The 23,439-nt window shown below is 67.8% G+C and carries 18 protein-coding genes; 11 read left to right on the forward strand and 7 right to left on the reverse strand.

Annotated elements, in window-relative coordinates:
• Positions 1-19: 19 nt before the first annotated feature.
• Together FBZ88_RS08660 and FBZ88_RS08665 are read left to right on the forward strand one after the other, a co-directional pair.
• Positions 20-745, forward strand: coding sequence for a response regulator transcription factor (locus FBZ88_RS08660; protein WP_145616450.1), 726 nt, complete (start codon positions 20-22; stop codon positions 743-745).
• Between the two features lie 25 nt (positions 746-770).
• Complete coding sequence (locus FBZ88_RS08665) at positions 771-2,726, forward strand: sensor histidine kinase (protein WP_145616451.1); 1,956 nt, start codon at positions 771-773, stop codon at positions 2,724-2,726.
• Between the two features lie 151 nt (positions 2,727-2,877).
• Here FBZ88_RS08665 and FBZ88_RS08670 read toward each other — a convergent pair whose 3' ends face one another.
• Positions 2,878-4,599: a chemotaxis protein gene (locus tag FBZ88_RS08670; protein ID WP_246138570.1), complete on the reverse strand. Its 1,722-nt coding sequence runs from the start codon at positions 4,597-4,599 to the stop codon at positions 2,878-2,880.
• A gap of 375 nt (positions 4,600-4,974) precedes the next feature.
• On the opposite strand from FBZ88_RS08670, the gene FBZ88_RS08675 reads away from it, so the two are divergent.
• Genes FBZ88_RS08675 through FBZ88_RS08715 form a run of 9 tightly spaced genes read left to right on the forward strand, consistent with a single transcriptional unit; the run spans position 4,975 to position 14,780 of the window.
• Entirely contained in the window at positions 4,975-5,463 is a 489-nt protein-coding gene (locus FBZ88_RS08675) for an STAS domain-containing protein (protein ID WP_246138571.1), read from the forward strand.
• Positions 5,463-5,831, forward strand: a complete 369-nt coding sequence (locus tag FBZ88_RS08680) for a response regulator (RefSeq protein WP_186464309.1) — start codon at positions 5,463-5,465, stop codon at positions 5,829-5,831. The genes FBZ88_RS08675 and FBZ88_RS08680 overlap by 1 nt, the downstream gene beginning before the upstream one ends.
• Positions 5,828-7,972: a chemotaxis protein CheA gene (locus FBZ88_RS08685; protein ID WP_145616454.1), complete on the forward strand. Its 2,145-nt coding sequence runs from the start codon at positions 5,828-5,830 to the stop codon at positions 7,970-7,972. The genes FBZ88_RS08680 and FBZ88_RS08685 overlap by 4 nt, the downstream gene beginning before the upstream one ends.
• A 15-nt stretch (positions 7,973-7,987) precedes the next feature.
• Positions 7,988-8,488: a chemotaxis protein CheW gene (locus FBZ88_RS08690; protein ID WP_145616455.1), complete on the forward strand. Its 501-nt coding sequence runs from the start codon at positions 7,988-7,990 to the stop codon at positions 8,486-8,488.
• Positions 8,489-8,502: 14 nt separating this feature from the next.
• The gene (locus FBZ88_RS08695; protein WP_145616456.1) at positions 8,503-10,242 is read left to right on the forward strand and encodes a methyl-accepting chemotaxis protein; all 1,740 of its coding nucleotides are present in this window, start codon (positions 8,503-8,505) and stop codon (positions 10,240-10,242) included.
• 15 nt (positions 10,243-10,257) lie between these two features.
• A complete protein-coding gene (locus FBZ88_RS08700; protein WP_145616457.1) occupies positions 10,258-10,773 on the forward strand; it encodes a chemotaxis protein CheW in 516 nt (171 codons plus the stop codon).
• A 56-nt stretch (positions 10,774-10,829) separates the two neighbouring features.
• Complete coding sequence (locus FBZ88_RS08705; protein WP_145616458.1) at positions 10,830-12,806, forward strand: HAMP domain-containing methyl-accepting chemotaxis protein; 1,977 nt, start codon at positions 10,830-10,832, stop codon at positions 12,804-12,806.
• Positions 12,807-12,848: 42 nt separating this feature from the next.
• Positions 12,849-13,691: a CheR family methyltransferase gene (locus FBZ88_RS08710; RefSeq protein WP_145616459.1), complete on the forward strand. Its 843-nt coding sequence runs from the start codon at positions 12,849-12,851 to the stop codon at positions 13,689-13,691.
• A 6-nt stretch (positions 13,692-13,697) separates the two neighbouring features.
• Positions 13,698-14,780: a protein-glutamate methylesterase/protein-glutamine glutaminase gene (locus tag FBZ88_RS08715; RefSeq protein WP_145616460.1), complete on the forward strand. Its 1,083-nt coding sequence runs from the start codon at positions 13,698-13,700 to the stop codon at positions 14,778-14,780.
• A gap of 48 nt (positions 14,781-14,828) precedes the next feature.
• Here the strand turns inward: FBZ88_RS08715 and FBZ88_RS08720 are convergent, their stop codons facing one another.
• The 6 genes from FBZ88_RS08720 to FBZ88_RS08745 are packed head-to-tail and all read right to left on the reverse strand — an operon-like array spanning position 14,829 to position 23,303.
• A complete protein-coding gene (locus tag FBZ88_RS08720; protein ID WP_145616461.1) occupies positions 14,829-15,932 on the reverse strand; it encodes an amidohydrolase family protein in 1,104 nt (367 codons plus the stop codon).
• Between the two features lie 10 nt (positions 15,933-15,942).
• Positions 15,943-18,966, reverse strand: a complete 3,024-nt coding sequence (locus FBZ88_RS08725; protein WP_186464285.1) for a TonB-dependent receptor — start codon at positions 18,964-18,966, stop codon at positions 15,943-15,945.
• Positions 18,967-19,007: 41 nt separating this feature from the next.
• The gene (locus tag FBZ88_RS08730; protein WP_145616463.1) at positions 19,008-19,970 is read right to left on the reverse strand and encodes an N-acetylglucosamine kinase; all 963 of its coding nucleotides are present in this window, start codon (positions 19,968-19,970) and stop codon (positions 19,008-19,010) included.
• A complete protein-coding gene (locus tag FBZ88_RS08735) occupies positions 19,970-21,127 on the reverse strand; it encodes an SIS domain-containing protein (protein ID WP_145616464.1) in 1,158 nt (385 codons plus the stop codon). The genes FBZ88_RS08730 and FBZ88_RS08735 overlap by 1 nt, the downstream gene beginning before the upstream one ends.
• The gene (locus tag FBZ88_RS08740) at positions 21,127-22,413 is read right to left on the reverse strand and encodes a D-tagatose-bisphosphate aldolase, class II, non-catalytic subunit (RefSeq protein ID WP_145616465.1); all 1,287 of its coding nucleotides are present in this window, start codon (positions 22,411-22,413) and stop codon (positions 21,127-21,129) included. Before FBZ88_RS08740 ends, FBZ88_RS08735 begins: the two co-directional genes overlap by 1 nt.
• The gene (locus FBZ88_RS08745; protein ID WP_145616654.1) at positions 22,410-23,303 is read right to left on the reverse strand and encodes a DMT family transporter; all 894 of its coding nucleotides are present in this window, start codon (positions 23,301-23,303) and stop codon (positions 22,410-22,412) included. The genes FBZ88_RS08740 and FBZ88_RS08745 overlap by 4 nt, the downstream gene beginning before the upstream one ends.
• Positions 23,304-23,439: the final 136 nt, after the last annotated feature.

Below are 23,439 nucleotides of genomic sequence, written 5' to 3' on the forward strand. Positions count from 1 at the left end.
CTGTATGGCAGTGTCCCTCATGCAGCCCATGCCCACCACAGCCCAGGCACCGTCCCGTGTGGCCGTTGCGATCGTCGAGGACGACGCCGGCTTCCTGGACGCGCTGCGCCAGGCGGTCCGGACCGCCGACGATCTACGGCTGTCAGGCGTCGCCGCCACCCGCGCCGACGGGCTGGCGTTGCTGGACGGGCCGCCGGCCGACGTGCTGCTGGTCGACCTGGGCCTGCCGGATGGCAGCGGCATCGACATCATCCGCGCCGCCTCCCAGCGCTGGCCGGAATGCGCCATCATGGTCAGTTCCAGTTTCGGTGATGAGACGCACGTCATGCGCTCGATCGAGGCCGGGGCGGCGGGCTATCTGCTGAAAGACAGCGCGCCGGTCCGCATCGTCGATGAAATCCGCAGCCTGGCCGCCGGCGGCAGCCCCATCAGCCCCATCATCGCCCGGCAGATCCTGCTGCGCTTCCGCGACCGTGGGACGGACCTGACGCCCCCGCCGATGGCCGAGACCGGCCCGGCCGGGACGGAGGCCCCGGAGGAGATCCCATCCCTGCTGTCGCCGCGCGAGAAGGAGGTGCTGTCCCTGATCACCAAGGGCTTCACCACGGTGGAGGTGGCGCGGATGCTGGACCTGTCACACTTCACCGTGCGCACCTTCGTGCGGCGCATCTACAGCAAGCTGGAGGTCACCTCCAAGGCGGAGGCCATTTATGAGGCCAGGACGCTGGGCCTGCTGAACGGTTGATCCCTTGGCCCCGCGACCGCCGCTGATGACCTTCCGTCCCGCCTCCCTGCTGGCCGCCGCCGTCCTGCTGTTCTCCGCGATGTCGCTGCTGATCGCCGGCGTCCATGATATGGTCGGTGAACCGGGGAAGGCCGTGCACCTGACGCGGGCCGAGATTCTGCTGGCCGACGGCGGCACGCCGTCCCGGCCGCCCACAACGCTGGATGGCGGGTCGCCGACCGGCGCCTGGCGGCCGATCGGCTTGCCTTATGCCGAACCCATGGTTCCGGTCGATCGCACCGTGCCGGCCATGGCGTCCGGCTATCCCGCCACCACCTGGATCCGGCTGTCGGCGCCCGACCTGGCGGCGGGGTCCGGCCCGATGGCCCTGTATGGCGCCCGCATCGACACCGACGGCCCCTACGCCATTTACGTGAACGGCAGGCTGGTGGACTGGAAACAGCGACAGGGCCGCCCGTGGAACGGCCTGTTCACGCCCCTTTGGGTGGTGCTGGACCAGGACGCCAATGGCGCGCCGCCGACTGACATCCTGATCCGCCTGGACCACGCCCCGACCACGCCGGTTGCCCTGTCCAGCCTGTGGCTGGGACCGGAACCGGCCTTGAACCTGCGCCACCGGGTGCGTCAGTTGCTGCAGCGTGAACTGCCCATGGCGCTGAACTCCGCCTTCCTGGCGGTCGGTGTGTTCGCCCTGGTCGTCTGGTTCCGGCGCCGGCATGATACCGGCTACCTGCTGTTCTTCGGCCTGGCCGCGATCTCGTTCGCGGCCCACCTGCACTTCTACCTGGACGTGCCCATCACCAGCGACTGGTTCGCCTGGCTGACCATCAACGCCCTGTTCTGGCTGATCGTCATCCTTCACCTTTTCCTGCGCATGTTGCATGGCCGGCCGCTGACGCTGCTGACCGGCGCCGTGGTGGGCGTGACCAGCATCCTGACCCTTCTGACCCTGCCCATGGTCGGCGTCCTTCCGGTGCTGCCCAGCACGCCCGTCATCGTGCCCCGCATCTACGCCGTGGCCCTGGTGATGGCGGCCACGGTCAGCGTGGTGGGCGTGGCCTGCGCCTGGCGCCGCTTCCCCGAGGCCAGATTGCTGGCCGCCGCCCTGGCCATCTGCACCGTGCTGGGCCAGACCGATTGGATGATGCACAACCATGTGCTGAGCCCCGAGGGATGGTTCCTGGGCGCCTACACCAACGCCGTGACCTTCGCCATGTGCGGCACGGTGCTGTACCGGCGCTATATCGCCGCCATCGCGGAGGTGGAGCGGGTGAACGCCAGCCTGGCGGAACGCCTGCGCGCCCGGGAAGCCGAACTGGAGGTGAGCCACCAGCGCCTGCGCGAGGCCGAACGGCGGCGGACCATCAGTGAGGAGCGCCAGCGCCTGATGCAGGACATGCACGATGGCGTGGGCGCCTCGCTGATCAGCGCCATCCGCTCCGTCGAGAAGGGGGCGGTGGACGACACCAAGGTCTCGCAAATCCTCAAGGGCTGCCTGGACGACCTGAAGCTGGCCATCGATTCCATGGAACCGGTGGATGCCGACCTGCTGCTGCTGCTGGCCTCGCTGCGCTACCGGTTGGAACCGCGGCTGGAGGGCTCCGGCATCGCCCTGGTGTGGAACGTACAGGACTTGCCGACCCTGGAATGGCTGGACCCGTCCAGTGCCTTGCACATCCTGCGCATCCTGCAAGAGGGCATCGCCAACATCCTGCACCACGCCCAGGCCAGCCGCATCCGTCTGGACACCATGCCCGATACCCAGGGTGATGCGCCCGGTGTCCGCGTCACCATCGAGGACGACGGCCGGGGCTTCGACGCTGAAGCAACCGTATCCTCCCCTTCCGGGCGCGGCCTGCGCAACCAGCAGCGCCGTGCCCAGGCCCTGGGCGGCATGGTCGCCTGGAATTCCGGCCCCTCGGGCACCCGTTTCAGCCTGTGGCTGCCACTCAACCGCGACATGCCCGTGACTGCCGGCTGACGCCGTCCCGAGCGACGGAACTTAAGCTCCCTTGGCGGTCGCGCGTGACACGGCCGGCGCTCGGACACCCGAGGGCCGCGCCAATGGAGCGTGAATCCGTCCGCTGATTCCGGACGGGGACCAACCCGTATCTGGATAATACGGCTGGACCCTAGAAAAAGATGTCTTCCAGATCGTCCGCCGTGGCGGCCGGTCCGGGCACCGCCGCTGGCGCCTGGTTCTTTCCGGGCGCGTACCGGTCCAGCACCTGGCGTTCGCGGGCCATGGTATAGCTGCGGGCCATCAGGGCGACCAGCGGCTCGGCCCGCGCCGGAACATCACCCAGGTGCGGGCCCGGCGCGAGGAGGGCCAGGTCGGCCGCGGCCTGCCGCAGCACCTGGCCCATTTCACCGTGTGCGGCGGCCCGATCCACCGTTTCCTGCAGCAGATCCACCACCGTCTCGCCATCCCGTTCCAGGGTTTGCAGGGCGGCGGCGAGGTTTTGGCCCGCGGTTCCCAAGCGGGCAATGGAACGCGTCATGACGTCGGCCATGGCCGCGGTATCCGCAGCACCGGTGTCGCGTGCCTGCCCCGACAGGCTGGCGGCGATGGCGGCGATTTGGTCCAGTTCGCCCATCACGCCGTTGGCCTCCACGGCGATCTCATTGGCGTAGAGGCGCAATTCCTGCGCGATGATCGACAGCGGTCGGCCAATGGCACCCAGGCGGCCGCAGCGTAGGCTGGTGTTCAGGCCCATGATGCGGATGTCCGCCTCCAGGGCTCGCATGGTGCCGATCTGGCGGGCCAGCCGCGTGGTCGCTTCCGACACCGACGCCGCCACCTCGTCAGCCTGGCGCCGCGCCGCGCCATAGCCCTGCAACAGGGCATCGACCTCCGCGACCTCCCCTTCCAGTTCACCCACGAAAGTGCCCCGCTGGCTGCCGGAGGCACCGAAAGCGTCATGCCCCAGGTTCAGGATGTCCCGGGCATCGCGCGCCAGGTCGCGCAGCGAGGTCAGTATCTGCCCGATCTCCTGCGCCAGTTCGTCCGCCGTGTCGTCCAACTGCGCCGCCTGCAGGCGACAGCAAAACCCGGCGGTCGTCGCCACGTCATCGGCGGCGGCGGCGTCAGGCTGGAGTGGACCGGCTTGGGCCACCATTTCCGCCACCAGGCCCAGGGCGTAATCGACATGTTCCATGCGCTGTCGCGTGATGTCCCCCACCTGCAGCGCCATGACCGCCAGGCCGATGCGCTTGGCGATGTCCTGGGCACGCTGGCCGACGGTGGCGGCGATGGCGCCCGCCCGCCCGCCACGATCGACCACCGTGCCGATGCTGTGGGCCAGCCGCTGGGGGACGGTGCGGATGGCGGTCGCCTGCCGCGCATCCAAGGCGGACTGGTCGGCGGCAGCCGCCTGCAGGTGCCGGCCCACACCCGCCAGTTCGGCGGCGAACTGGTCCAGGCTGGCCTGCGCCAGTCCCAGCGTGCGCCGGATTTCGGTGGCGAAGTTCATGAACTCGGCACTGGTGTCGCCGATGACCGCCGCGGCGATCTTGGCGTTGGTGGCCAGCATGCCGACGCCCTTGATCGACTTGTCCATACGCGCCAGCCTGCCGGCTATGGCGGTGACCAGCGCCGTCAGCGTGCGGAAGGCCCCCGCCTCCCCACCCGGGGTCAGGGCCGACACGAAGCGCGCCACCTGCGACAGATCCTGGGTGGCCAGGCGCAGGCCGTCCCCCTTCATCTCGTCGGACAGCGTATCGAAGGTGCGGGTCAACGCCGTCAGGATGTCAGCCGAGGTTTCCAGGCGGCGGCCGATATCCAGGAAACGCGTGTCGGTCGAAATGGACGCGGCCCTGATCGCCTTGGCCACGGTATCCAGATCCCTGCCCATGCGTATCCCCAGTCAATTTTTCGGCGTGTTGATGGCCACTTTTCATCAAACAGGTAAATTGGTGGTTAATCCTGGAGCGACCATTCACCCCCATGGCGATGCTACGTCATAATGAACCCGTGAACGTTGGGCCGCACCGCGCGCGCCTAACGTCTCCCCAGAAAGGGTCGGCCTACGTCAATTGTGATGAAGTGTGACTTCTGAGCGATGACTGTAATGGTTCCTATCATTTTGTTAATTACCTATTTACATTGAATTTTATTCAAAATTCTTTTCGGCCATATTGATATAGATCAGTCAATATGCCGGTTGGCATTTACACTTTATCAACCAACTACCCATAAGGTGCGTCAAGCCATCAGGTTTGATTGGCATTTGCGTTGGGAAAATTCTTTTAACGGCAAATCCTTATCAATATTCAATAAATCTGTGGCTGGCAAATACCTGCCACCAAAGGCGGACGCATGTTCTTTTCAAAGAAACTCAAGCGGGGTGCTTATGATGCCAAATTCCTCGAATGACGATGTCGGGAAAATCGTTCTTGAGGGCGCCCGCACACTGCGCAACGCCGAAGAGACACATGCGGCCCTCGTGAGCGCGATGAAGGCCCACGCCGTCCTGGAAATAGACTGCGGCGCGCTGGACGAGGTGGACCTCAGCTTTGTCCAACTGCTGCTCGCCGCCCGGAAAAGCGCCAGGAATGCCCAGCGGATACTCAAGCTGGCGCAGCCGGTTTCCGGCGCGCTGCGCGACACGCTGCACCGGGGCGGTTTCCTCATGACCGCCGAACTGGTGGCCGGAATCCCCGCCCCCGCCGACCAAACCACCGATAGCGATTTCTGGCTGCACACGGAGGCACGATGATGGCCAAGACCGTCCTGAGCGTTGATGATTCCTCCAGCGTGCGCCAGATGGTGAAGCTGACCCTGTCCGGCGCCGGATACGACGTCGTGCAGGCCAGCGACGGCGCTGAAGGGCTGGCCAAGGCCAAGGACACGGCGGTCGACCTGGTGGTCACCGACCTGAACATGCCGGTGATGAACGGGCTGGACCTTATCCGCGCGCTGCGCCAGCTGCCCGCCTATCGCGGCGTGCCGATCCTGTTCCTGACCACGGAATCCGATGCCGACATGAAGCAGGCGGCCAAGGCGGCGGGCGCCACCGGCTGGATCACCAAGCCCTTTCAGCAGGAACAGCTGGTTGCCGTCGTGCGCAAGGTCCTGGGCGCATGAGCACGCTGGACCCGGCCGCAATCTTCCGTCAGGAAGCGCAGGAACTGCTGGAGCAGTTGGAGCAGGCGCTGCTCGACCTTGAGCATGCGCCGGATGACGACGACCTGATCAACAGCGCCTTCCGCGCCCTTCATACCGTGAAGGGATCGGGGGCGATGTTCGGCTTCGACGCGGTGGCCGCCTTCACCCACCATGTGGAGACGGCGTTCGACCTGGTGCGCAAGGGCAAGGTGGCGCCCAGCCGCGCGCTGATCGCCGTGGGGCTGGCGGCCAAGGATCATATGCGGCTGCTGATCGAGGCGCCCGACCTGGCGGAGACCGCGGATGGCGATGCCATCCTGCAGTCGCTGAAGCAGATCGTGGGCGGTCCGCCGGCATCCACGGCGGCGGCTGAAACCGCGCCGGAGCCGGAGGATGCACCGCAGAGCACGTCCCCGGAAGGCACGTCCACCTGGCGCATCCGCTTCCGGCTGGCCCGGGACGCCATGGCGATGGGCACCAATCCCCTGCTGCTGCTGGATGAGTTGCGCGGGTTGGGCGTGGCCACGGTGGTGGCGCGGACCGAGGGTGTGCCGGCGCTGGAGGAAATGGCGGCGACGGAGTGCCACTTGGCCTGGGACGTCGTGCTGACCACCAGCCGGCCCCGCACCGCGATCGAGGAAGTCTTCATGTTCGTGATCGACGACATGGAGTTGTCGATCGACGCCATCGGCAGGACCAGCGAAGGCCGCCGCATCGGCGAAATCCTGGTGGACCGGGGGGATGTGGCGCAGCGGGCGGTGGACGCCGCCGTGGCCGCGCAGATGCCCCTGGGCACGCTGCTGGTCAAATCGGGCGAGGTTTCCCCCGACACCCTGGCAGCGGCGCTGGCGGAACAACAGCATGTGCGTACCGGCCTCGGCGCCGGCGCGGGCCCGTCGGCTCTGCCGGGGAACCCGCAGGGTGGGGCCAAGGGCGCCGCCAAGGGGGCGGACAGCATCCGGGTGCCGGCCGAGCGGCTGGACGAGTTGATGGACAGGGTCGGCGAACTGGTGATCGTGCAGTCCCGCCTGTCGCAGGTCGCGGCGTCCAGCAACGACGTGGAAGTGAAGGCGATCGCCGAGGAGATCGAGCGGCTGGCGCACGAGCTGCGGGACACGACCATGGGGGTCCGCACGGTGCCCATCGGGTCCCTGTTCGGGCGTTTCCGCCGGCTGGTCCACGACCTGGCCAACGAGCTGGGCAAGCGCATCGAACTGGTGACAGTGGGTGAGGAAACCGAACTCGACAAGACGGTCATCGAACGCCTCAACGACCCGTTGATCCACCTGATCCGCAATGCCATCGACCATGGCCTGGAGGCACCGGAAGGGCGCGCGGCGGCGGGCAAGCCGGCGGCGGGGCGCATCACCCTGACCGCCTGCCATGCCGGGGCCGAGGTCATGGTGTCCATCAGCGATGACGGCCGCGGCCTGGATCGCGCGCGCATCCAATCCCGCGCCGAGGATCAGGGGCTGGTCCCGCCCGGCGCCAAGCTGTCGGACGCCGAACTGTTCCAGCTGATCTTCGAGCCCGGTTTCTCGACCGCGAAAGAGGTGACCAGCCTGTCCGGCCGCGGCGTGGGCATGGATGTGGTAAAGCGCGCCATCGAGGGGTTGCGCGGCAAGATCGATATCGCCAGCACGCCCGGCGAGGGCACCCGGCTGACCCTGCGGCTGCCGCTGACGCTGGCCATCATCGACGGCCTGCTGGTGCGCGTCGGCACCGGGCGCTACGCCCTGCCCCTGTCGGCGGTGGAGGAATGCGTGGAACTGTCGGCGGAAGAGGATGCGCGCTCACGCGGGCGCAGCTTCCTGAACATCCGGGGCGACCTTGTGCCCTTCCTGCGCCTGCGCGAGCTGTTCCAGGTGTCGGAGCCCCCGGACCGCTACCAGAAGGCGGTGATCGTCTCCTTCGGCGGGCGGCGGGTCGGCCTGGTGGTGGACCAGGTGATCGGCAATCACCAAACCGTGATCAAGTCGCTGTCCAAGCTGCACGCCGATGTCGAGACCTTCGCCGGCGCCACCATCCTGGGCGACGGCGCCGTGGCCCTGATCCTGGACATCGCCAATCTGGTCAAGCTGGGCATGGCCTACGAGAACCGCTTCAAAGCCGCAAGCTGACGGCAGGGGAACATCATGACAGCGTGGAAAAGCGGCGCGCCGCTGGAAGTCCTGACCCTGGGCCTGCAAGGCGAGATTTTCGCCCTGGAGGCGGCGCAGGTACGCGAGATCCTCGACCTCATTCCCGTCACCGGCGTGCCCAACAGCCAGCCCTTCGTCGGCGGGCTGATCAATGTGCGGGGCAAGGTGCTGCCGCTGGCGGACCTGCGCCTGAAGTTCGGGATGGAGCTGCAGCCGCCGACCATCGACACCCGCATCGTCGTCACCGAGGTGATGATCGACGGGGACCCGGTGACCGTCGGCATCCGCGCGGACAAGGTGTACGAGATCACCCAGGTGGCGGCCTCCGCCCTGGAAGAGACGCCGCGCATCGGCATGCGCTGGCGGCCGGAATACATCCGCTGCATCGCCAAGCGCGGTGCCGAATTCATCGTCGTCCTGGACCTGGAACGCATCTTCTCCCGCGGTGACGCGCGGGACGACGCGGCCACCCCATCCCAACGCTCCGCAGCCTGACGGGAGAACCTGACATGCGTGTTACCATCAAGCTGAAGCTGGCGTTGACCTTCGCCTTCATCATCATGCTCAGCACCGCCACGGCGGGGCTGGGCATCAGCAGCCTGGCCACCATCAACACCACCATGCGCGACATGATCGCCGGCCCGGTGCAGAAGCTGCAGTGGGCCGAAGAGGTGCTGGTTGACCTGGTCCAGATGGTGCGGGCCGAGAAGAACATGCTGCTCTCGACCAGTCCCGAGCAGATAGAGAAGTACGACCGCGATATCCTGGGCTATCGCCAGGACTTCGCGGAGCTGGTCGGAAAGGTCCAGGCCATCATCAGCGCGGAAGGCAAACCGAAATGGCAGGCGCTGCAGGCGACCTGGCAGCAGTTCCTGGCCGCCAACGATAAGATACGGGAGTTGGCCAAGCGCGGAGAGCAGGCCAAGGCCGTGGAGATATCCGTGGGGCCGGCGCGCGAGGCGGTGAATGAGGCGGAGCGGCAGCTGGCCGACATCATCGAACTCTACCGCGCGCAGATGGCCCGCGCCGATGCCGACGCCGTCGCCCAATACGAAAGCGCGCGCCTGATGCTGGCCGTCGCCGTGCTGGCGTCGCTGCTGGTCGCCATGGCGGCCGGGACCTGGATCGCGCTGGGTATCAGCCGTGGCCTCAACCAGGCGGGCGCCTTGGCGCAAGCCGTGGCGGACGGTGATCTGACCCGCACCGCCGAGGTGACGTCACGCGACGAGGTCGGCGACCTCATGCGTCACGTCAACACCATGGTCGAAAAGCTGCGGGATGTCGTGGGCGAGGCGGCGTCGGCCTCGGACAACGTGTCGTCGGGCAGCCAGGAGCTGTCGGCGACGGCGGAGGAGCTGTCGCAAGGGGCGACGGAGCAGGCGTCGGCGGCGGAGGAAGCGTCGGCGTCCATGGAGCAGATGGCGGCGAACATCAAGCAGAACGCGGACAACGCCAGCCAGACGGAGAAGATCGCGCGGCAATCCGCGGCGGACGCGCAGACGAGCGGCGAGGCGGTGACGCGGGCGGTGCAGGCCATGCGGACCATCGCGGAGAAGATCACCATCGTGCAGGAGATCGCGCGCCAGACGGATCTGCTGGCCTTGAACGCGGCCGTGGAGGCGGCGCGGGCGGGCGAGCACGGCCGGGGCTTCGCCGTGGTGGCGTCGGAGGTGCGCAAGCTGGCGGAGCGCAGCCAGACGGCGGCGGCGGAGATCAGCACCATGTCGTCGCAGACGGTGCAGGCGGCGCAGGAGGCGGGCGAGATGCTGACGCGCCTGGTGCCGGACATCAAGAAGACGGCGGAGCTGGTGGCGGAGATCAGCGCGGCCTGCCGGGAGCAGGACATCGGCGGGGAGCAAATCAACCAGGCGATCCAGCAGCTGGACAAGGTAACGCAGCAGAACGCCAGCGCGTCGGAACAGATGTCGGCGACGTCGGAGGAGCTGGCGGCGCAGTCGGAGCAGCTGCAGGCCAGCATCGCCTACTTCCGGGTGGATGGCGCGTCGCCCACAGCGGTCACGGCCGTGCGCCGGCCGTCGCGGCCGGTGGCCAGCGCCGCCAAGCCGGCGCCCTCCCCCGCGCGCCCGGCGAACCTACGGGCCGCGAATGGGCACGGGCACGGACACAATGGCCGCGTGGTCCCGGCGTCGGTTCGCGTCGGGGCCGGGCGCAAGGCCGCCGCCGGCTTCGCCCTGGACCTGACCACCGGCGCCGGCGATGCCCGCGACGCCGAGTTCGAAAAGTACTGAGGTCTCGAGGCCATCATGAACAGCCTGACTCAAACCTCGCGGGAGGCGCAGTTCGTCACGCTCGGCATCGAGCGCGAGATCTACGCCGTCCCGGTCGAAGCGGTGGTGGAAATCCTGGACATGCGGCCGGTGTTCCGCATCCCGGAAACCCCGCCTTACCTTGTCGGACTGATCGACGTCCGGGGCCGGGGCGTGCCGGTGATCGACCTGCGGCTGAAGCTGGGCCTGTCGCCCAGTGTCCCCTCGGAACATACCCGCATCCTGGTCCTGCATGTCCCGATCAACGGGCGGGACATCGCCCTGGGCCTGATGGCGGACCGGGTGTTCGAGGTCCTGCCGCTGGACTTGAGCCAACTGGAGACACCGCCGGACATCGGGGTGTCGTGGCGGTCCGACTACATTCGTGGTGTGGGCCGCCGCGGCGACGGCTTCGTCATCGTCTTCGACCTGGCGACCCTGTTCACCGCCGACGAAGCCTCGGTCATCGGCCGCAAGGCCCCGCCCGACCTGGCGGCCAGCACCGCCGCATAGCCGCTGCCGGCAGCCAGCGCCCTTTAAGACAATCCGACGATCAAGGATCCTTCGCGATGCGCATGACCATCAAGCTGAAACTGGGGCTGACCTTCGCGGTCATCGTCGCCTTGTCGACCACCAGCGCCGTGTTGGGCATACAGAAACTGGCCGCCCTGGATGAAAGCCTGCACCACATGGCCCAGGGGCCGATGCAGCAGATCAAGGTGGCCCAGGATCTCTACACCGACCTCATGACCGTGACGCGGTCGGAAAAGAGCCTTCTGCTGGCGGACAGCAAGGAGCTGGTGAGCCAATACGAGGCGCGGATCGCCAAGGAACAGCAGGCACTGGAAACCGACCGTGCCAAGCTGGACTCCCTCACCAGTGGTGAAAGCAACAAGAAGGTGGCCGCCTTTACCGCCGTGTGGAAGCAATTCCTGCCCATCCAGAACCGGGTCATCGCCCTGGCGAAAAGCGAGCAGCGGGACGAGGCTGTCCGCCTGTCCCGCGTCGAGGGGCGGCAGGTGCTGGACAGCGCCGACGCGGCGCTGGACGAAGTGGTGGCCCTGGCCCAGGCGAACATGACGCAGACGGAGGCCGCCGCCAGCGCCCAGTATGACGCCGCGCGGACGGTACTTACCGCCACGGTCGCCGTCTCGCTGTTGATCGCGCTGGCCGCCGCGACCTGGATCCTGATCAGCATCAGCCGGGGCCTGCAGGGCGCCATCCGCCTGGCCAACGGCGTCGCCCGCGGCGACCTGGACCAGTCGCTGGCCGTCAGGTCCGACGACGAGATCCGGGACATGGTGACCGCACTGAACACCATGATGGACAATTTGCGGGCGACGGCCGGCATCGCGGACACGGTGGCCAACGGCGATCTGACGGTGGAGGCCACGCCCCTATCCGACAAGGATACGCTGGGCATCGCACTGAAGCGCATGATCGCCAACCTGCGGGCCACGGCGCAGGTGGCCGATACGGTCGCCGATGGCGACCTGACGGTGGAGGCCACGCCCCTGTCCGACAAGGATGTCCTGGGCCTGGCGCTGAAGCGCATGGTCGAGAAGCTGCGGGATGTCGTGGGGGAAGCGACGTCGGCGTCGGACAACGTGTCGTCGGGCAGCCAGGAGCTGTCGGCGACGGCGGAGGAGCTGTCGCAAGGGGCGACGGAGCAGGCGTCGGCGGCGGAGGAAGCGTCGGCGTCGATGGAACAGATGGCGGCGAACATCAAGCAGAACGCCGACAACGCCAGCCAGACGGAGAAGATCGCGCGGCAGTCCGCGGCGGACGCGCAGACGAGCGGCGAGGCGGTGACGCGGGCGGTGCAGGCCATGCGGACGATCGCGGAGAAGATCACCATCGTGCAGGAGATCGCGCGCCAGACGGACCTGCTGGCCTTGAACGCGGCCGTGGAGGCGGCGCGGGCGGGCGAGCATGGCCGGGGCTTCGCCGTGGTGGCGTCGGAGGTGCGCAAGCTGGCGGAGCGCAGCCAGACGGCGGCGGCGGAGATCAGCACCATGTCGTCGCAGACGGTGCAGGCGGCGCAGGAGGCGGGTGAGATGCTGACGCGCCTGGTGCCCGACATCAAGAAGACGGCGGAACTGGTGGCGGAGATCAGTGCCGCCTGCCGCGAGCAGGATATCGGCGGGGAGCAGATCAACCAGGCGATCCAGCAGCTGGACAAGGTGACACAGCAGAACGCCAGCGCGTCGGAACAGATGTCGGCAACGTCGGAGGAGCTGGCGGCGCAGTCGGAGCAGCTGCAAGCCAGCATCGCCTACTTCCGGGTGGATGGGGCAGCGCCCGCGTCGGTCGCGGCCGCGCGCCGGCCGTCGCGGCCGGTGGCCAGCGCCGCCAAGCCGGCGCCCTCCCCCGCGCGCCCGGCGAACACGCGGGCCGCGAATGGGCACGGGCCTGGACACAATGGCCGCGCGGCACCGGCAGCCGTGCGCGTCGGGGCCGGGCGCAAGGCTGCTGCCGCCGGCTTCGCCCTGGACCTGACCAATGGCGCCGGCGATGCCCGCGACGCCGAGTTCGAGAAGTACTGAGTGTTGGCGGATCACGGGGAGGCGGTTTCCAGGGCGGCAGCGGTGGCTGCCACCGACCGCCTCGGCGCGCGCGACTTTCGTCGGCTGGCCGCCTTCATCCAGGATTACAGCGGCATCAAGATGCCCGAGAGCAAGCGGACTATGGTCGAGGGCCGCTTGCGCAAGCGGGTGGTGGCGACCGGTGCTGCCGACCTGGCGGACTATTGCGCGCGTCTTTTCGACGGCGGCGGCCTGGCGGACGAGGCCATCCATCTGATCGACGTCGTCACCACCAACAAGACGGAGTTCTTCCGCGAGCAGGAGCATTTCCGCATCCTGGAGGAGGTGGCGCTGCCGGAGCTGCTGGCCCAGCGCCGCGCCGGGCCGTATACCAGCCTGAAAGTCTGGAGCACCGCCAGCTCGATCGGGGCCGAACCCTACACCCTGGCCATGGTCCTGGCCGATGCCAGCCAGCGTCATGGCGGCTTCCGGGTCGACATCGTGGCCACCGACATCTCGACCCGCGTGCTGGAAACGGCGGCCACGGCCATCTATCCGGAGGAGATGATCGCCCCCGTGCCGCCGGAAATGCGCCAGCGCTATCTGCTGCGCTCCAAAGAGCGGGCTCGGCGCCTGGTGCGCATCGTGCCCGAACTGCGCCGCATGGTCCGGTTCGGCCGGCTGAACCTGATGGACGCGACATATCCGGTCGATCGCGACCTGGACGTCATCTTCTGCCGCAACATCCTGATCTACTTTGACAAGCCGACGCAGCAGGCGGTGCTGGCCCGCCTGTGCGACCACCTGCGCCCCGGCGGCTACCTGTTCCTGGGGCATTCGGAATCCCTGGCGGGATCCGGCCTGCCGATGCGTCCGCTGGGTGCCAGCGTCTTCCGGCGGGAGTGATCGGCCATGCTCCGCAAGATCCGTGTGCTGGTCATCGACGATTCCGCATCGGTCCGCCAAGTCATGACCGACATCCTGCAATCCGATCCTGAGATCGACGTGATGGCGACGGCGTCCGACCCGTTCGTCGCCGCGCGCCGCATCCAGCAGGAGGTGCCGGACGTCATAACCCTGGATGTGGAGATGCCGCGCATGGACGGCATCACCTTCCTGCGGCGGCTGATGTCGCAGCGGCCGGTGCCGGTGGTCATTTGCTCCTCGCTGGCCGAGGCCGGTTCGGAGACGGCCAACCAGGCCTGGGACGCCGGCGCCGTCGACATCATCCTCAAGCCCCGCGTGGGCACGGCCGAGTTCCTGCAGGATGCGAAGATCCGCATCTGCGATGTCGTGAAGGCGGCGGCCCGGGCCCGGCTGAAGCATGTGCCCACGGCCCCGCGCGTGCGCGAGCCGGAGCGCAAGCTGACCGCTGACGTCGTCCTGCCGCCCCCGCTGGCCCGCCACCACGCCATGGCCCGGACCACGGAAACCGTGGTCTGCATCGGCGCATCGACCGGGGGCACGGAATCACTGCGGGTGGTGTTGGAAATGCTGCCGGCCGCCAGCCCGGGCATCGTGGTGGTGCAGCACATGCCGGAGAAGTTCACCGAAGCCTTCGCCCGCCGGCTGAACGGCCTGTGCGAGATGGAGGTCAAGGAGGCGGAGGACGGGGACACGGTGATGCGCGGGCGGGTGCTGATCGCGCCCGGGAACCGCCACATGCTGCTGCAGCGCAGCGGCGCCCGTTATTACGTCTCGGTCAAGGACGGCCCCCTGGTGTCCCGCCACCGGCCGTCCGTCGATGTGCTGTTCCGGTCGGCGGCCACCCATGTCGGCCCCAACGCCGTCGGCATCCTCATGACCGGCATGGGCGACGACGGCGCGCGCGGCCTGCTGGAAATGAAGGGGGCCGGCGCCCATACCATCGCCCAGGACGAGGCCACCTCCGTCGTCTTCGGCATGCCGCGGGAGGCCATCGCCCTAGGCGCCGCCGGCAAGATCCTGCCCCTGGATCAGCTGGCCGCGGAAATCATCCGGGCGGGCAGCCGGTGATCCCATTCCATGACGCGGGACGGCCCATGACACGGGCGTGGCGGTGACCTACGGCCGCAGATGGAACTCGCGGCGGGCGTTGGACCAGTAGATCTTGTCGATCACGGCCTTCGGCAGGCCCAGGCCCTTGACCTCGGCGTTCAGCGCGTCGATCCGCTGGCTGCCGGTGGTGGCCAGGTATCGCCAGTCCGAACGCCAGAAATGATCGGCCTCCGCCGTGATGCCGCCCTCTTCACGGGGCGGATTCTGGGCGCGCTCCTGCGGTGAGGGCGGGTTGTCGGTCAGGTCGGTGCCATACAGCAGCCGGTCCTGGTAGCGGATGAAGAAGGCCCGCACCTTATCGTGATCGCGCACCGACTGGTACTGCACATTGGTCAGGCGCGCGGCCAGATCGACCACCGCGTTGGGGTGGGCGTCCAGAAACTTGGCCAACAGATCGACGTCCCATTCCAGGCTGCCCATATGCGCCCCGTCCACCGCCAGGTCGGGATGGCGTTCGATCATCCGGTCGCGCGCGGCCAGGATGGTCTCCAGGCTCGGCTGCTCGGGATGCAGATACATGTGGTATTCGGGGTGCTCGCGGAAATAGCTGCGGTCATTCTCCGTCGTCATCTGGTCCAGGGGCAGCCAGCAATTCTTCGGCTCGCCCTGATGCGCGATCAGCGGGATGTGCCTTTCCGCCAGATGGTTCATCACCGGGTCGAAACCGGGATCATCCAGCATGATCAGCCGGCCCTGGGCGTTCCTTTCCACCATGCCGATGTTCTTCCACACCTTGACCGCCAGCGCGCCCCGGGCGAATTCGGCGTCCAGGTGGCGGATGGTGGCGGCGGCCCATCCTTTCCCGCCATATCCCTTCATGGAAAAGGTGGTCGCGAAATGGAAACGCCCGGGGTCCAGCGCCTTCAGCGCGTGCGCCACCTTGGCCTGATCGGCCAATGGCGGGAAATCGGGATAATCGACGTTGATCGACAGCAGCTCGAACCCGTCCTTCCGGGCGATGTCGAGGAACTCGGATCCCTGCCGGTTGGCGTGGACATGGGCGTCGAATTTGGGCACCGAGGCGAAATCCGCCTCGGTGTAGAGCAATTCGTCGGCGTTCGCCGCGAACGCGATCAGCGTCACGGCGAATGCCAGTGCAAGCTTGGACATGGGTTCGCCCTCAGAACTGATAGGCCGCGCCGGCCACGAAGGTGCGGCCATAGGCGGAATATCCGGCGCCCACGCCGCTGGTGCTCTGCCCCACGGACTGGCCGGGCGCCCAGGGCAGCAGCGGGTTGCCGTTGAGGTAGGTGCGCGCCACCGAATTGGTCAGGTTCTTAGCCTCGACATAGACGTCGAAGCCATGCAGGAACTTGTAGTGGACGCTGGCCGTGACCCAGTCGAAGGAGTCGGCCTTGGCCGGCCAGCCGGGCACCTCGGTGCACATCGAGCAGGCGTAGGTGTAGCCCGACGCGTGGTCCCAGGTGATGTCGCCGGACAGCCCGTCCTTGTCGTAAATCAGGCTCAGCGACGAGGTGATCGGCGGCACCGGGTCGATCGCGCCCAGCGATTTGCCGTTCTGGTCGTAACCCTGGCTGCTGGTGGCGGTGAACTGGGCATGGATGCCGACGCCCAGATCGGTCATGTGCTGCCAGGTCAGCTCGATGCCGGCGAAGGTGCTCTTGGCACCGTTGGAGGGGGCCGTCACTGTCCACAGGAAGGGCGTGCCGGGCACGGTGCCGGGCGGACCACCGACATACTGCATGGTGCCGAGATCCACATTCGTCGACACGCCCTCATAGATGTCGTCGCGGATCCGCTTGCCGAACAGGGCGACGGTGAAGGCGGCGTGCGGCATGTAATACCATTCGGCCGACAGGTCCGCCTGCCAGGCCTTGATGGGGCGCAGGCCGGCCGTGCCGCCGTAGAACAGCTGCGGCTCGCCGTTGATGGCGTTGTTTGATGAGGTCGGTGCCAGCTGGTTGAGATTGGGGCGCGACAGGGTCTGGGCCACCGCGGCGCGCAGCTGCAGCTCCTCCGGCATGGCCCAATAGGCGAAATTGGCGGACGGCAGCGGGATGATGTAGGAGCCGTGCGAGGTCGAGGCCTGGCCGGCGGCATATTGCACGTTCCAGGTCTGGGTGGCGCCGACGTCGGTCGGGGTCCATAGCGACACCGGCACGGCCGCGGCGGTGCTGGCGTCGGTTTCGGTGCGCACCACGCGCACACCGATGTTGCCCGACCACCGCGTGCCCGACATCTCCGCCTCGACATAGAAGCTGTCGGTGCGTTCCTTGACGCTGTAGGAGTTGTAGGGGTTTTCCTGCGGCAGGGTCTGTGAGAAGTCGAACGAGGTGTAGGGTGCTGCGCAGACGGTCGGGTAATTCTGGCAATAGAAGGGGTTGGGCTTGCCGTTCAGGCTCCTGAGGAAGTTCAGCAGCGCCGCCGAATTAAGGCGCGGCAAGGTGGTCGGGAAGGACCCGCCGGCGCCCTGCATGAAATTGGGCGGGCTGACCATGGTGACCACGTCATAGCCCTGCGAGGCGAAGGAATAGGGGCTGCATTGGATGGGACAGCCGGCGGTGTTGTACAGCGTGCCGTACTGGCCCGAGCCGTTGTCCCAGTCGTTGCTGATATCCAGGCGGCTTTTCTCACGCCGCGTCTCCCCCCCGCCGAAGGTGAGGCGGTCGATGAAGAAGGCGTTGACGTCATAGGTGCCGTCGAGATTGATGCCGCGCACCTGGTCCTTCACGGTGTAGCCGTTGAGACCGACATAGTGGGTCGACCAGTATTTGTTGTCGTTGAGGAAGCCGGAGTTCATCAGCGCCGTGTAGGAGCAATATCCGGCATTGGTGGAACTGGCCGTTCCCGACGGGCAGGCGCCGAGGCCGAGCTGGCTGGGCGGGATGGCGACGTTGAGGCTGGGTAGCCCCCGCACGGTATCGGACATGTTCAGGATGTCTTCGGCATAGGGCGTGGCGGACACCAGACCGGCGGTCATGAAGGTGTCCTTGCCGCCCTCGGGCCGGTCGGCGGCGGAGCGGTAGGCGTCCAGCGCCAGGGATAGCCGCGACGTGGCCTGCCACTTGGCATTGATGCCGACCAGGCTGGTATCGACCTTGCGGGCCATGGTGTTGTTGACCATTTCCGGCTGGAAGTCGTTGACCGACACGCCGCTGATGATGCCGTTCTGGTAGGTGGCGTTGTTCCAGGTCGGATTGCCGTTCTGGTCGCTGCCGTAGGGGAAATAATAGCTCTCGTTATAGCCGACCTGCGGGTCCTGCAGCCGGGTCCACAGGCCATCAACGGCGATCTTCAGCGTGTCGGTCGGACGCCATTCGATGCTGCCCGACACCGCGTCGCGCTTCTTCTCGTCATAGATCGAGCCGAAGGTGATGCAGCAGGGCGTCGCCGCCAGGGCGTGCGGATTGCCGCTGCCATCGAACGGATAGGTGTTGGGGCCGTAGATGTTCTGCTGGTAGGCGTTCAGCGAGTCCGTACGGATATTGTTGTCCGAATGCACGGCGCCGATCAGGATTCCCCAGGTGCCGGTTGAATCGGTATCGGACAGGAAGGCCGTATATTTCTGGCCGTGCAGGGTCGACATGTCGTTGTAGTCGCCCTCGGCGTGGACGCCGCCATGCAAGCCGGGATTGTCGAAGGGGCTGGCGGTGCGCAAATTCACCGTGCCGCCAATGCTGCCCTCCAGCGCCGACGCCTGGGGCGATTTCAGCACATCGGCGGCGGTGATCACCTCGGACGGCAGCACGTCGAAGGCCAGGTCGCGGCCGTCATCGTCGGTGGCCAGGACGCGGTTGTTCCAGGTGACGATATTGTACTGTGCGCCCAGGCCGCGCACGCTGACCTTCTGCCCCTCGCCGCCGGTGGTACGCGAAATGGTGATGCCGGGCAGATGCGCCAGTGAATCGGCGACGTCCGCGTCGGGGAAGCGTCCCAGCTCGGTGGAGTTGATGGAATCAAGGACGACGGAGGCGTTCCTTTTCACCTCCAGCGACTTTTCCAGGTCGGCGCGGATGCCGGTGACCACGATCTCCTCCAAGTCGCCCGTGGCGGAGGATGCATTGGCGGCACCCGAACCCGCCGACTGGGCCCAGGCCCCGCCCCCGCATCCCATCGCCAGGATCAACGGCAGGATCCAGGCGCTTTGCGGCGTTCTGCGGGCCGTCTTCAGACCTCTCCTCATTCTTTCCACCTCCTGTTCGGTCGCGGCATTCGAGGCCGCTTTCATTTTGATGCGAGCGTCGTCACCTGCTCGCGGCTGAAACGGATCCCGGCGGCGCGGGCGGCATAGAGTGCGGCGCCGATCACGGGGGTCAGCAGCGGCGGCCGCAGGCGATAGCGATGGCCGCCGGCCTCAAGCGCCGCGGCGAAAGGGTCGAGCACCAGCGCGCCGGCGCGGAACACCCCGCCGACATATGACAGGGCCAGTTCCTCGCCCTCCGGCACGCCGAGGCCCGCGCGGACGGCGTCGGCCAGACGGGCCAGTTCGCCCCCGGCCTGGATGAGGATTGCCCTGGCCGCCCCGTCGCCGGCCTGCGCGGCGGCGGCCACGGTCTGCGATACCTGGGCGACGGCGCTGCGCGCGGCACCGCCCGGCGTGTTGACCAGGCCGCACAGGTCGATGTCGCGGGTCAGCTGGAAGCGGGCGCGGACCAGATCGAGCAACGGACCGGGCGACACGCGCCCGTCGCTCATCTTCGAGAACAGGCCCAGCCCCTCGCGGCCGATCCAATGGGCCGAGCCCTCGTCGCCGAAGACCTCGCCCCAGCCGCCGGCGCGGGCGCCACGGCCCTGGTATTCGCCGTAGGCGATGGAGCCGGTGCCGGCGGTGATGACGATACCGTCCTCGCACGCCAGGGCGCCCGCCCAGCCCCCGACCATGTCGTTGCCGCAGCTGTACCGGCCGAAAGCCACGGCGGCACCGGCCGCATCCGCCAGGACGGGATCGGTGGCCGGATCCTCACCCAGGGTGGGCAAGCCGAAGAAGGCGTGGCGGATGGCGGCGGTCGGCAGGCCGGCCTGGGCCAGCACCGCGCGCACGCCATCGTTCAGCACCGCGCGCACCCCCTCGATCCCCACCTCGGGATGGTAGGAGGAGCCTCCCTCATGGTGCGCCAGCACCGCGCCCTCGGGGCTGAGCAGCAGGAAAGCGGTCTTGGTGCCGCCGCCATCGACGCCGAGGAACATCAAGCCCTCCCCGGCTCGGGATAGATGGTCACGCCCTGCACCACCCGGTTGACTGCGCCGGTGCGGCTGGGGTTGTCGGGCGTGCGGCCCAGGGCCAGCGAACCGCCGAGGGCGAAGGCCTGGGCCCAGGTCAGATAAGGGAAGCTCAGCTCGGCGTCGGACGCGGCTTCCAGCCCGGGCAGCAGGTCGGCGCCCAGCCCGTCCAGGCCGTCCCCCTGCCCCGCCAGCACCAGCAGCCTGCCGGCGATGCCGTCGCCGGCGATCTCGCGCGCCACGTCCAATTCATAGCGGCGCGCCTGCGGGTCGTTGGACAGGAACAGCACCACCAGAGTCTGGCCGTCGACGAAGGTTTTCGGGCCGTGGCGGAAGCCCAGCGGCGTCTGGGCCATGGCCATGATCTCGCCATCGGTCAGTTCCAGCAGTTTCAGCGCCGCCTCGTCCGCGATGCCCGCCAGGCCACGGCTGCCCAGATAGACCACCCGCTTGAACCCGCCCGCGGCGGTGGCGGACAGCGAACCGCCGTGATCGGCGCAAACCAGATCCGCGGCCGCGCCGATGCGAGCGATGTCGATGGGCTGCGCCGGCAGCAGGATGCGCCGCGCCGCCAGCGCCATGGAGGTGAAGCTGGATGTCATGGCGAAGCCGCGATCGTGGGTGGCCTCGGGCAGCAGCGCGACCAGGCTGCCCGGCCTGCCGTGATGACGCCGATACAGGGCGCCGTCACCATTGCAGGTGATGATCAGATGGCGGCATTCGGCCAGATGGGCCTCGGCGATCTCCGTGGCGGCGACGCTCTCGGGGCTGTTGCCCGAGCGGGCGAAGGACACCAGCAAGGTCGGCACGTCGCGCTGCAGCAGCTGGGCGCCACCAACCACCAGGTCGGTGGTGGCGATGGCCTCGACCCGGCGGCCGAGCCCGGCCAGCAAGTCCGGCACCAGCGAGCGGCCGATATAGTCGGAACTGCCGGCGCCGCTCAGCACCACCCGCAGGTCGGTGCGCGCCAGCAAGGGCGCCAGGAACGCCTCGGCGCGTGGGCGCAGCACCTGCACAAGCTGCTCGGTGGCGGCCCACATGGCAGGCTGCTGGCGTATCTCGCGCGCCGTCCACCCGCCGCCGCGCGCCTCCAGCTCGTCGGCGGCCAATACGGTGAAAGTCATTAATGGGTGCTCCGTTGATCGCAGGCGCGGGAGTACGGGGTCAGCGTCTCCCGGATGTGGTGGATGACGAGATCCTCGCCCTTCAAGGCCAGCGCGCCGGCGCGGATCGCCTCGTAGGCGGCGGGCATGTACTGGCTGACCAAGGCCAAGGGGGGCGGGTCGGCATCGAATGCGGCGCACAGCCGGCGGACCGCGCGGGCGACCCTGCCGGTCGGCCAGTAGTAGCGGATGCGGTCGGACAGGCTGTATTGCAGCTGCAGGTCCAGCTCAGCGCCCCGCCCCTCGTAATAGGGCTTCCAATAGGTCGGGTCGTCACGCATGGCCGCCAGCACGGTGTCGCGCAGGCTGGCGGACCGATCGTCGCCCTGCCATTCCTGGCCGATGCGGTCCAGGGCCCACAGCGCCTCCCTGAGGGCGAAGGTGACCCCGGGACCGACCTTGAGGATGGCGAAATGGTCGCGCACCAGGGCAGCCAGGGCGGCGGCGCTTTGGTAATCGGTGGAGTGGGCCTCGAACACCAGATGCGGCTGGCCTTCGATCGAGGCGCTCAGCTTCTCGGCCTTGGCCGGCACGTAATCGACCACATGGTGGTTGTCGAACTCGACGCCCGGCTGGACCACCAAGCCGACCACCCGCTCCCATGCCGCCTCCAGCCCGTGCCGGACGAAGGCTTGGCGATGCGCCTCGATGGTGGCGCGCGCGGCATCGGGATCGGTCACCGCCAGTTCATTCAGCGCCTCCTGCGCGCCGCCGGGGACCGGCACTTCCGAGCCGATGACATAGACCGGCGGTTCGCCGCCGGCGTCTTTCCAGGCCGCCTCGGTGCATTCGCACAAGGTGGCGGTGCGTTCGGCGATCACCGCGTCCGAAAGGCCGCGCGGATCACCGCCGCAGGACATCGAGCAATCGAGATGGATCTTGCGGAAGCCGGCCGTCACATAATCCGCCACCATCACGGCGGCGCGCTTCATCGCCTCCCCGGCATCCATCGCCCGCCAGGCATTGGGGCCGAGATGGTCGCCGCCCAGCAGCACGCGGTCACGCGGCAGGCCGGCCTCATCCGCCAGGCCCATGACCAGGTCGCGGAACCCGTCGGGGCGAAGGCCGGTATACCCCCCCTCCTGGTTCACCTGGTTGGAGGTCGCCTCGATCAACGCCTGGCCGCCCGCCTCGCGGGCGTGGCGCAGCGCCGCCTTGATCGCCAGCGGATGGGCGCAGCAGACGGAATAGATGCCGACCGGTTCGCCGGCGCGGTGCCGCTCGATCAGATCGAGTATCGCTTTCATGCCTGGTCCTCGGGTTCAATGGTCAGGAGGGCCGCCGCGGCGAAGGCCAGTCCGATGCCGGCCAGCTTGGGCAGGGCCGGCACCAGCCCCAGCGCCGCCAGCGAAATCAGCGCGGTGATCAGCGGGGCGCCGGCATTGGCCAGCGGTGAGACGACGATCGCCCGGCCGTGGCGGAAGGCGTAGACCAGGGTCAGCGCCCCGATCGAATTCAGGATTTGGGTGGCGGCGGCCAGGCCCGGGCCCGACCAGCCGTAATTGATCGGCTGCGAGAAGTCGGTCATGGCCAGCGCGACGGGGGCCAGCAGCAGCCCGGTCAGCGCCATATAGGCGAAGATGGCCTCGGCACTCATCACCGGTGCCGCATACTTCATGAAGAAGCCCTGCACGCCCCAGGCGACCAGCACCAGCAGCGCCAGCACGAACCAGGCCAGGCCCTGCCCGGTCCCGGCGCCGCCCGGCGAAAAATCGAACAGCGGCAGCGCCATCAGGGCGCACAAGATGCCCAGGCCCCCGATCCAGGTCACCCGCTCCCGCAGGATCGCGGCCGACAGGACGATGGTGACCAGCGGCGACAGGGCGATGACTGGGAAGATCAGATAGGTCGGGCCGATCCGCACCGCGTGGAACAGGACCATCTGGCCGCCGGCGCCCAGCAACCCGACCGCCGCGCCATAGATCAGGGAGCGGCGATCCCATGGCCAGTTCCAGTCGATCCGCCACAGGGCGTACAGCGCCGGCGGGATCATAGTGAACGCCCACACGACATAGATCAGCGTCTCGGGAAAACCGTTTTCCGCCGGGGTACCGGCGAAGGCGCCCCACACGCCCCACAAACCGGTGGTCAGCAGCGCGAAGAGCAGCCAGGGACGGCGATAGGCGGGGATGGCCATACTGGACACGCGGCACTCCCTTGAGGTTCGTTTTGCTAAGTTTCGTTTTCTTGCCACTTCGCGACCTTACTGAAAGAAGATGGAAAACGCAACACACTGAATCGCGCGCTTTGAAGCGGAACCCTGGCGGGCGGTT

Source organism: Nitrospirillum bahiense, assembly GCF_007828025.1.
In the GTDB taxonomy this organism is placed as follows: domain Bacteria; phylum Pseudomonadota; class Alphaproteobacteria; order Azospirillales; family Azospirillaceae; genus Nitrospirillum; species Nitrospirillum amazonense.

What these genes read in the sequence shown, in the direction of transcription:
- FBZ88_RS08685 (WP_145616454.1), top strand. Translation starts at nt 5,828, where the DNA reads ATGAGCACGCTGGACCCGGCCGCAATCTTCCGTCAGGAAGCGCAGGAA.
- FBZ88_RS08725 (WP_186464285.1), bottom strand. Translation starts at nt 18,966, where the DNA reads ATGAGGAGAGGTCTGAAGACGGCCCGCAGAACGCCGCAAAGCGCCTGG.
- FBZ88_RS08670 (WP_246138570.1), bottom strand. Translation starts at nt 4,599, where the DNA reads ATGGGCAGGGATCTGGATACCGTGGCCAAGGCGATCAGGGCCGCGTCC.
- FBZ88_RS08660 (WP_145616450.1), top strand. Translation starts at nt 20, where the DNA reads ATGCAGCCCATGCCCACCACAGCCCAGGCACCGTCCCGTGTGGCCGTT.
- FBZ88_RS08735 (WP_145616464.1), bottom strand. Translation starts at nt 21,127, where the DNA reads ATGACTTTCACCGTATTGGCCGCCGACGAGCTGGAGGCGCGCGGCGGC.
- FBZ88_RS08690 (WP_145616455.1), top strand. Translation starts at nt 7,988, where the DNA reads ATGACAGCGTGGAAAAGCGGCGCGCCGCTGGAAGTCCTGACCCTGGGC.
- FBZ88_RS08715 (WP_145616460.1), top strand. Translation starts at nt 13,698, where the DNA reads ATGCTCCGCAAGATCCGTGTGCTGGTCATCGACGATTCCGCATCGGTC.
- FBZ88_RS08745 (WP_145616654.1), bottom strand. Translation starts at nt 23,303, where the DNA reads ATGGCCATCCCCGCCTATCGCCGTCCCTGGCTGCTCTTCGCGCTGCTG.
- FBZ88_RS08720 (WP_145616461.1), bottom strand. Translation starts at nt 15,932, where the DNA reads ATGTCCAAGCTTGCACTGGCATTCGCCGTGACGCTGATCGCGTTCGCG.
- FBZ88_RS08700 (WP_145616457.1), top strand. Translation starts at nt 10,258, where the DNA reads ATGAACAGCCTGACTCAAACCTCGCGGGAGGCGCAGTTCGTCACGCTC.
- FBZ88_RS08695 (WP_145616456.1), top strand. Translation starts at nt 8,503, where the DNA reads ATGCGTGTTACCATCAAGCTGAAGCTGGCGTTGACCTTCGCCTTCATC.
- FBZ88_RS08665 (WP_145616451.1), top strand. Translation starts at nt 771, where the DNA reads ATGACCTTCCGTCCCGCCTCCCTGCTGGCCGCCGCCGTCCTGCTGTTC.
- FBZ88_RS08705 (WP_145616458.1), top strand. Translation starts at nt 10,830, where the DNA reads ATGCGCATGACCATCAAGCTGAAACTGGGGCTGACCTTCGCGGTCATC.
- FBZ88_RS08740 (WP_145616465.1), bottom strand. Translation starts at nt 22,413, where the DNA reads ATGAAAGCGATACTCGATCTGATCGAGCGGCACCGCGCCGGCGAACCG.
- FBZ88_RS08730 (WP_145616463.1), bottom strand. Translation starts at nt 19,970, where the DNA reads ATGTTCCTCGGCGTCGATGGCGGCGGCACCAAGACCGCTTTCCTGCTG.
- FBZ88_RS08680 (WP_186464309.1), top strand. Translation starts at nt 5,463, where the DNA reads ATGGCCAAGACCGTCCTGAGCGTTGATGATTCCTCCAGCGTGCGCCAG.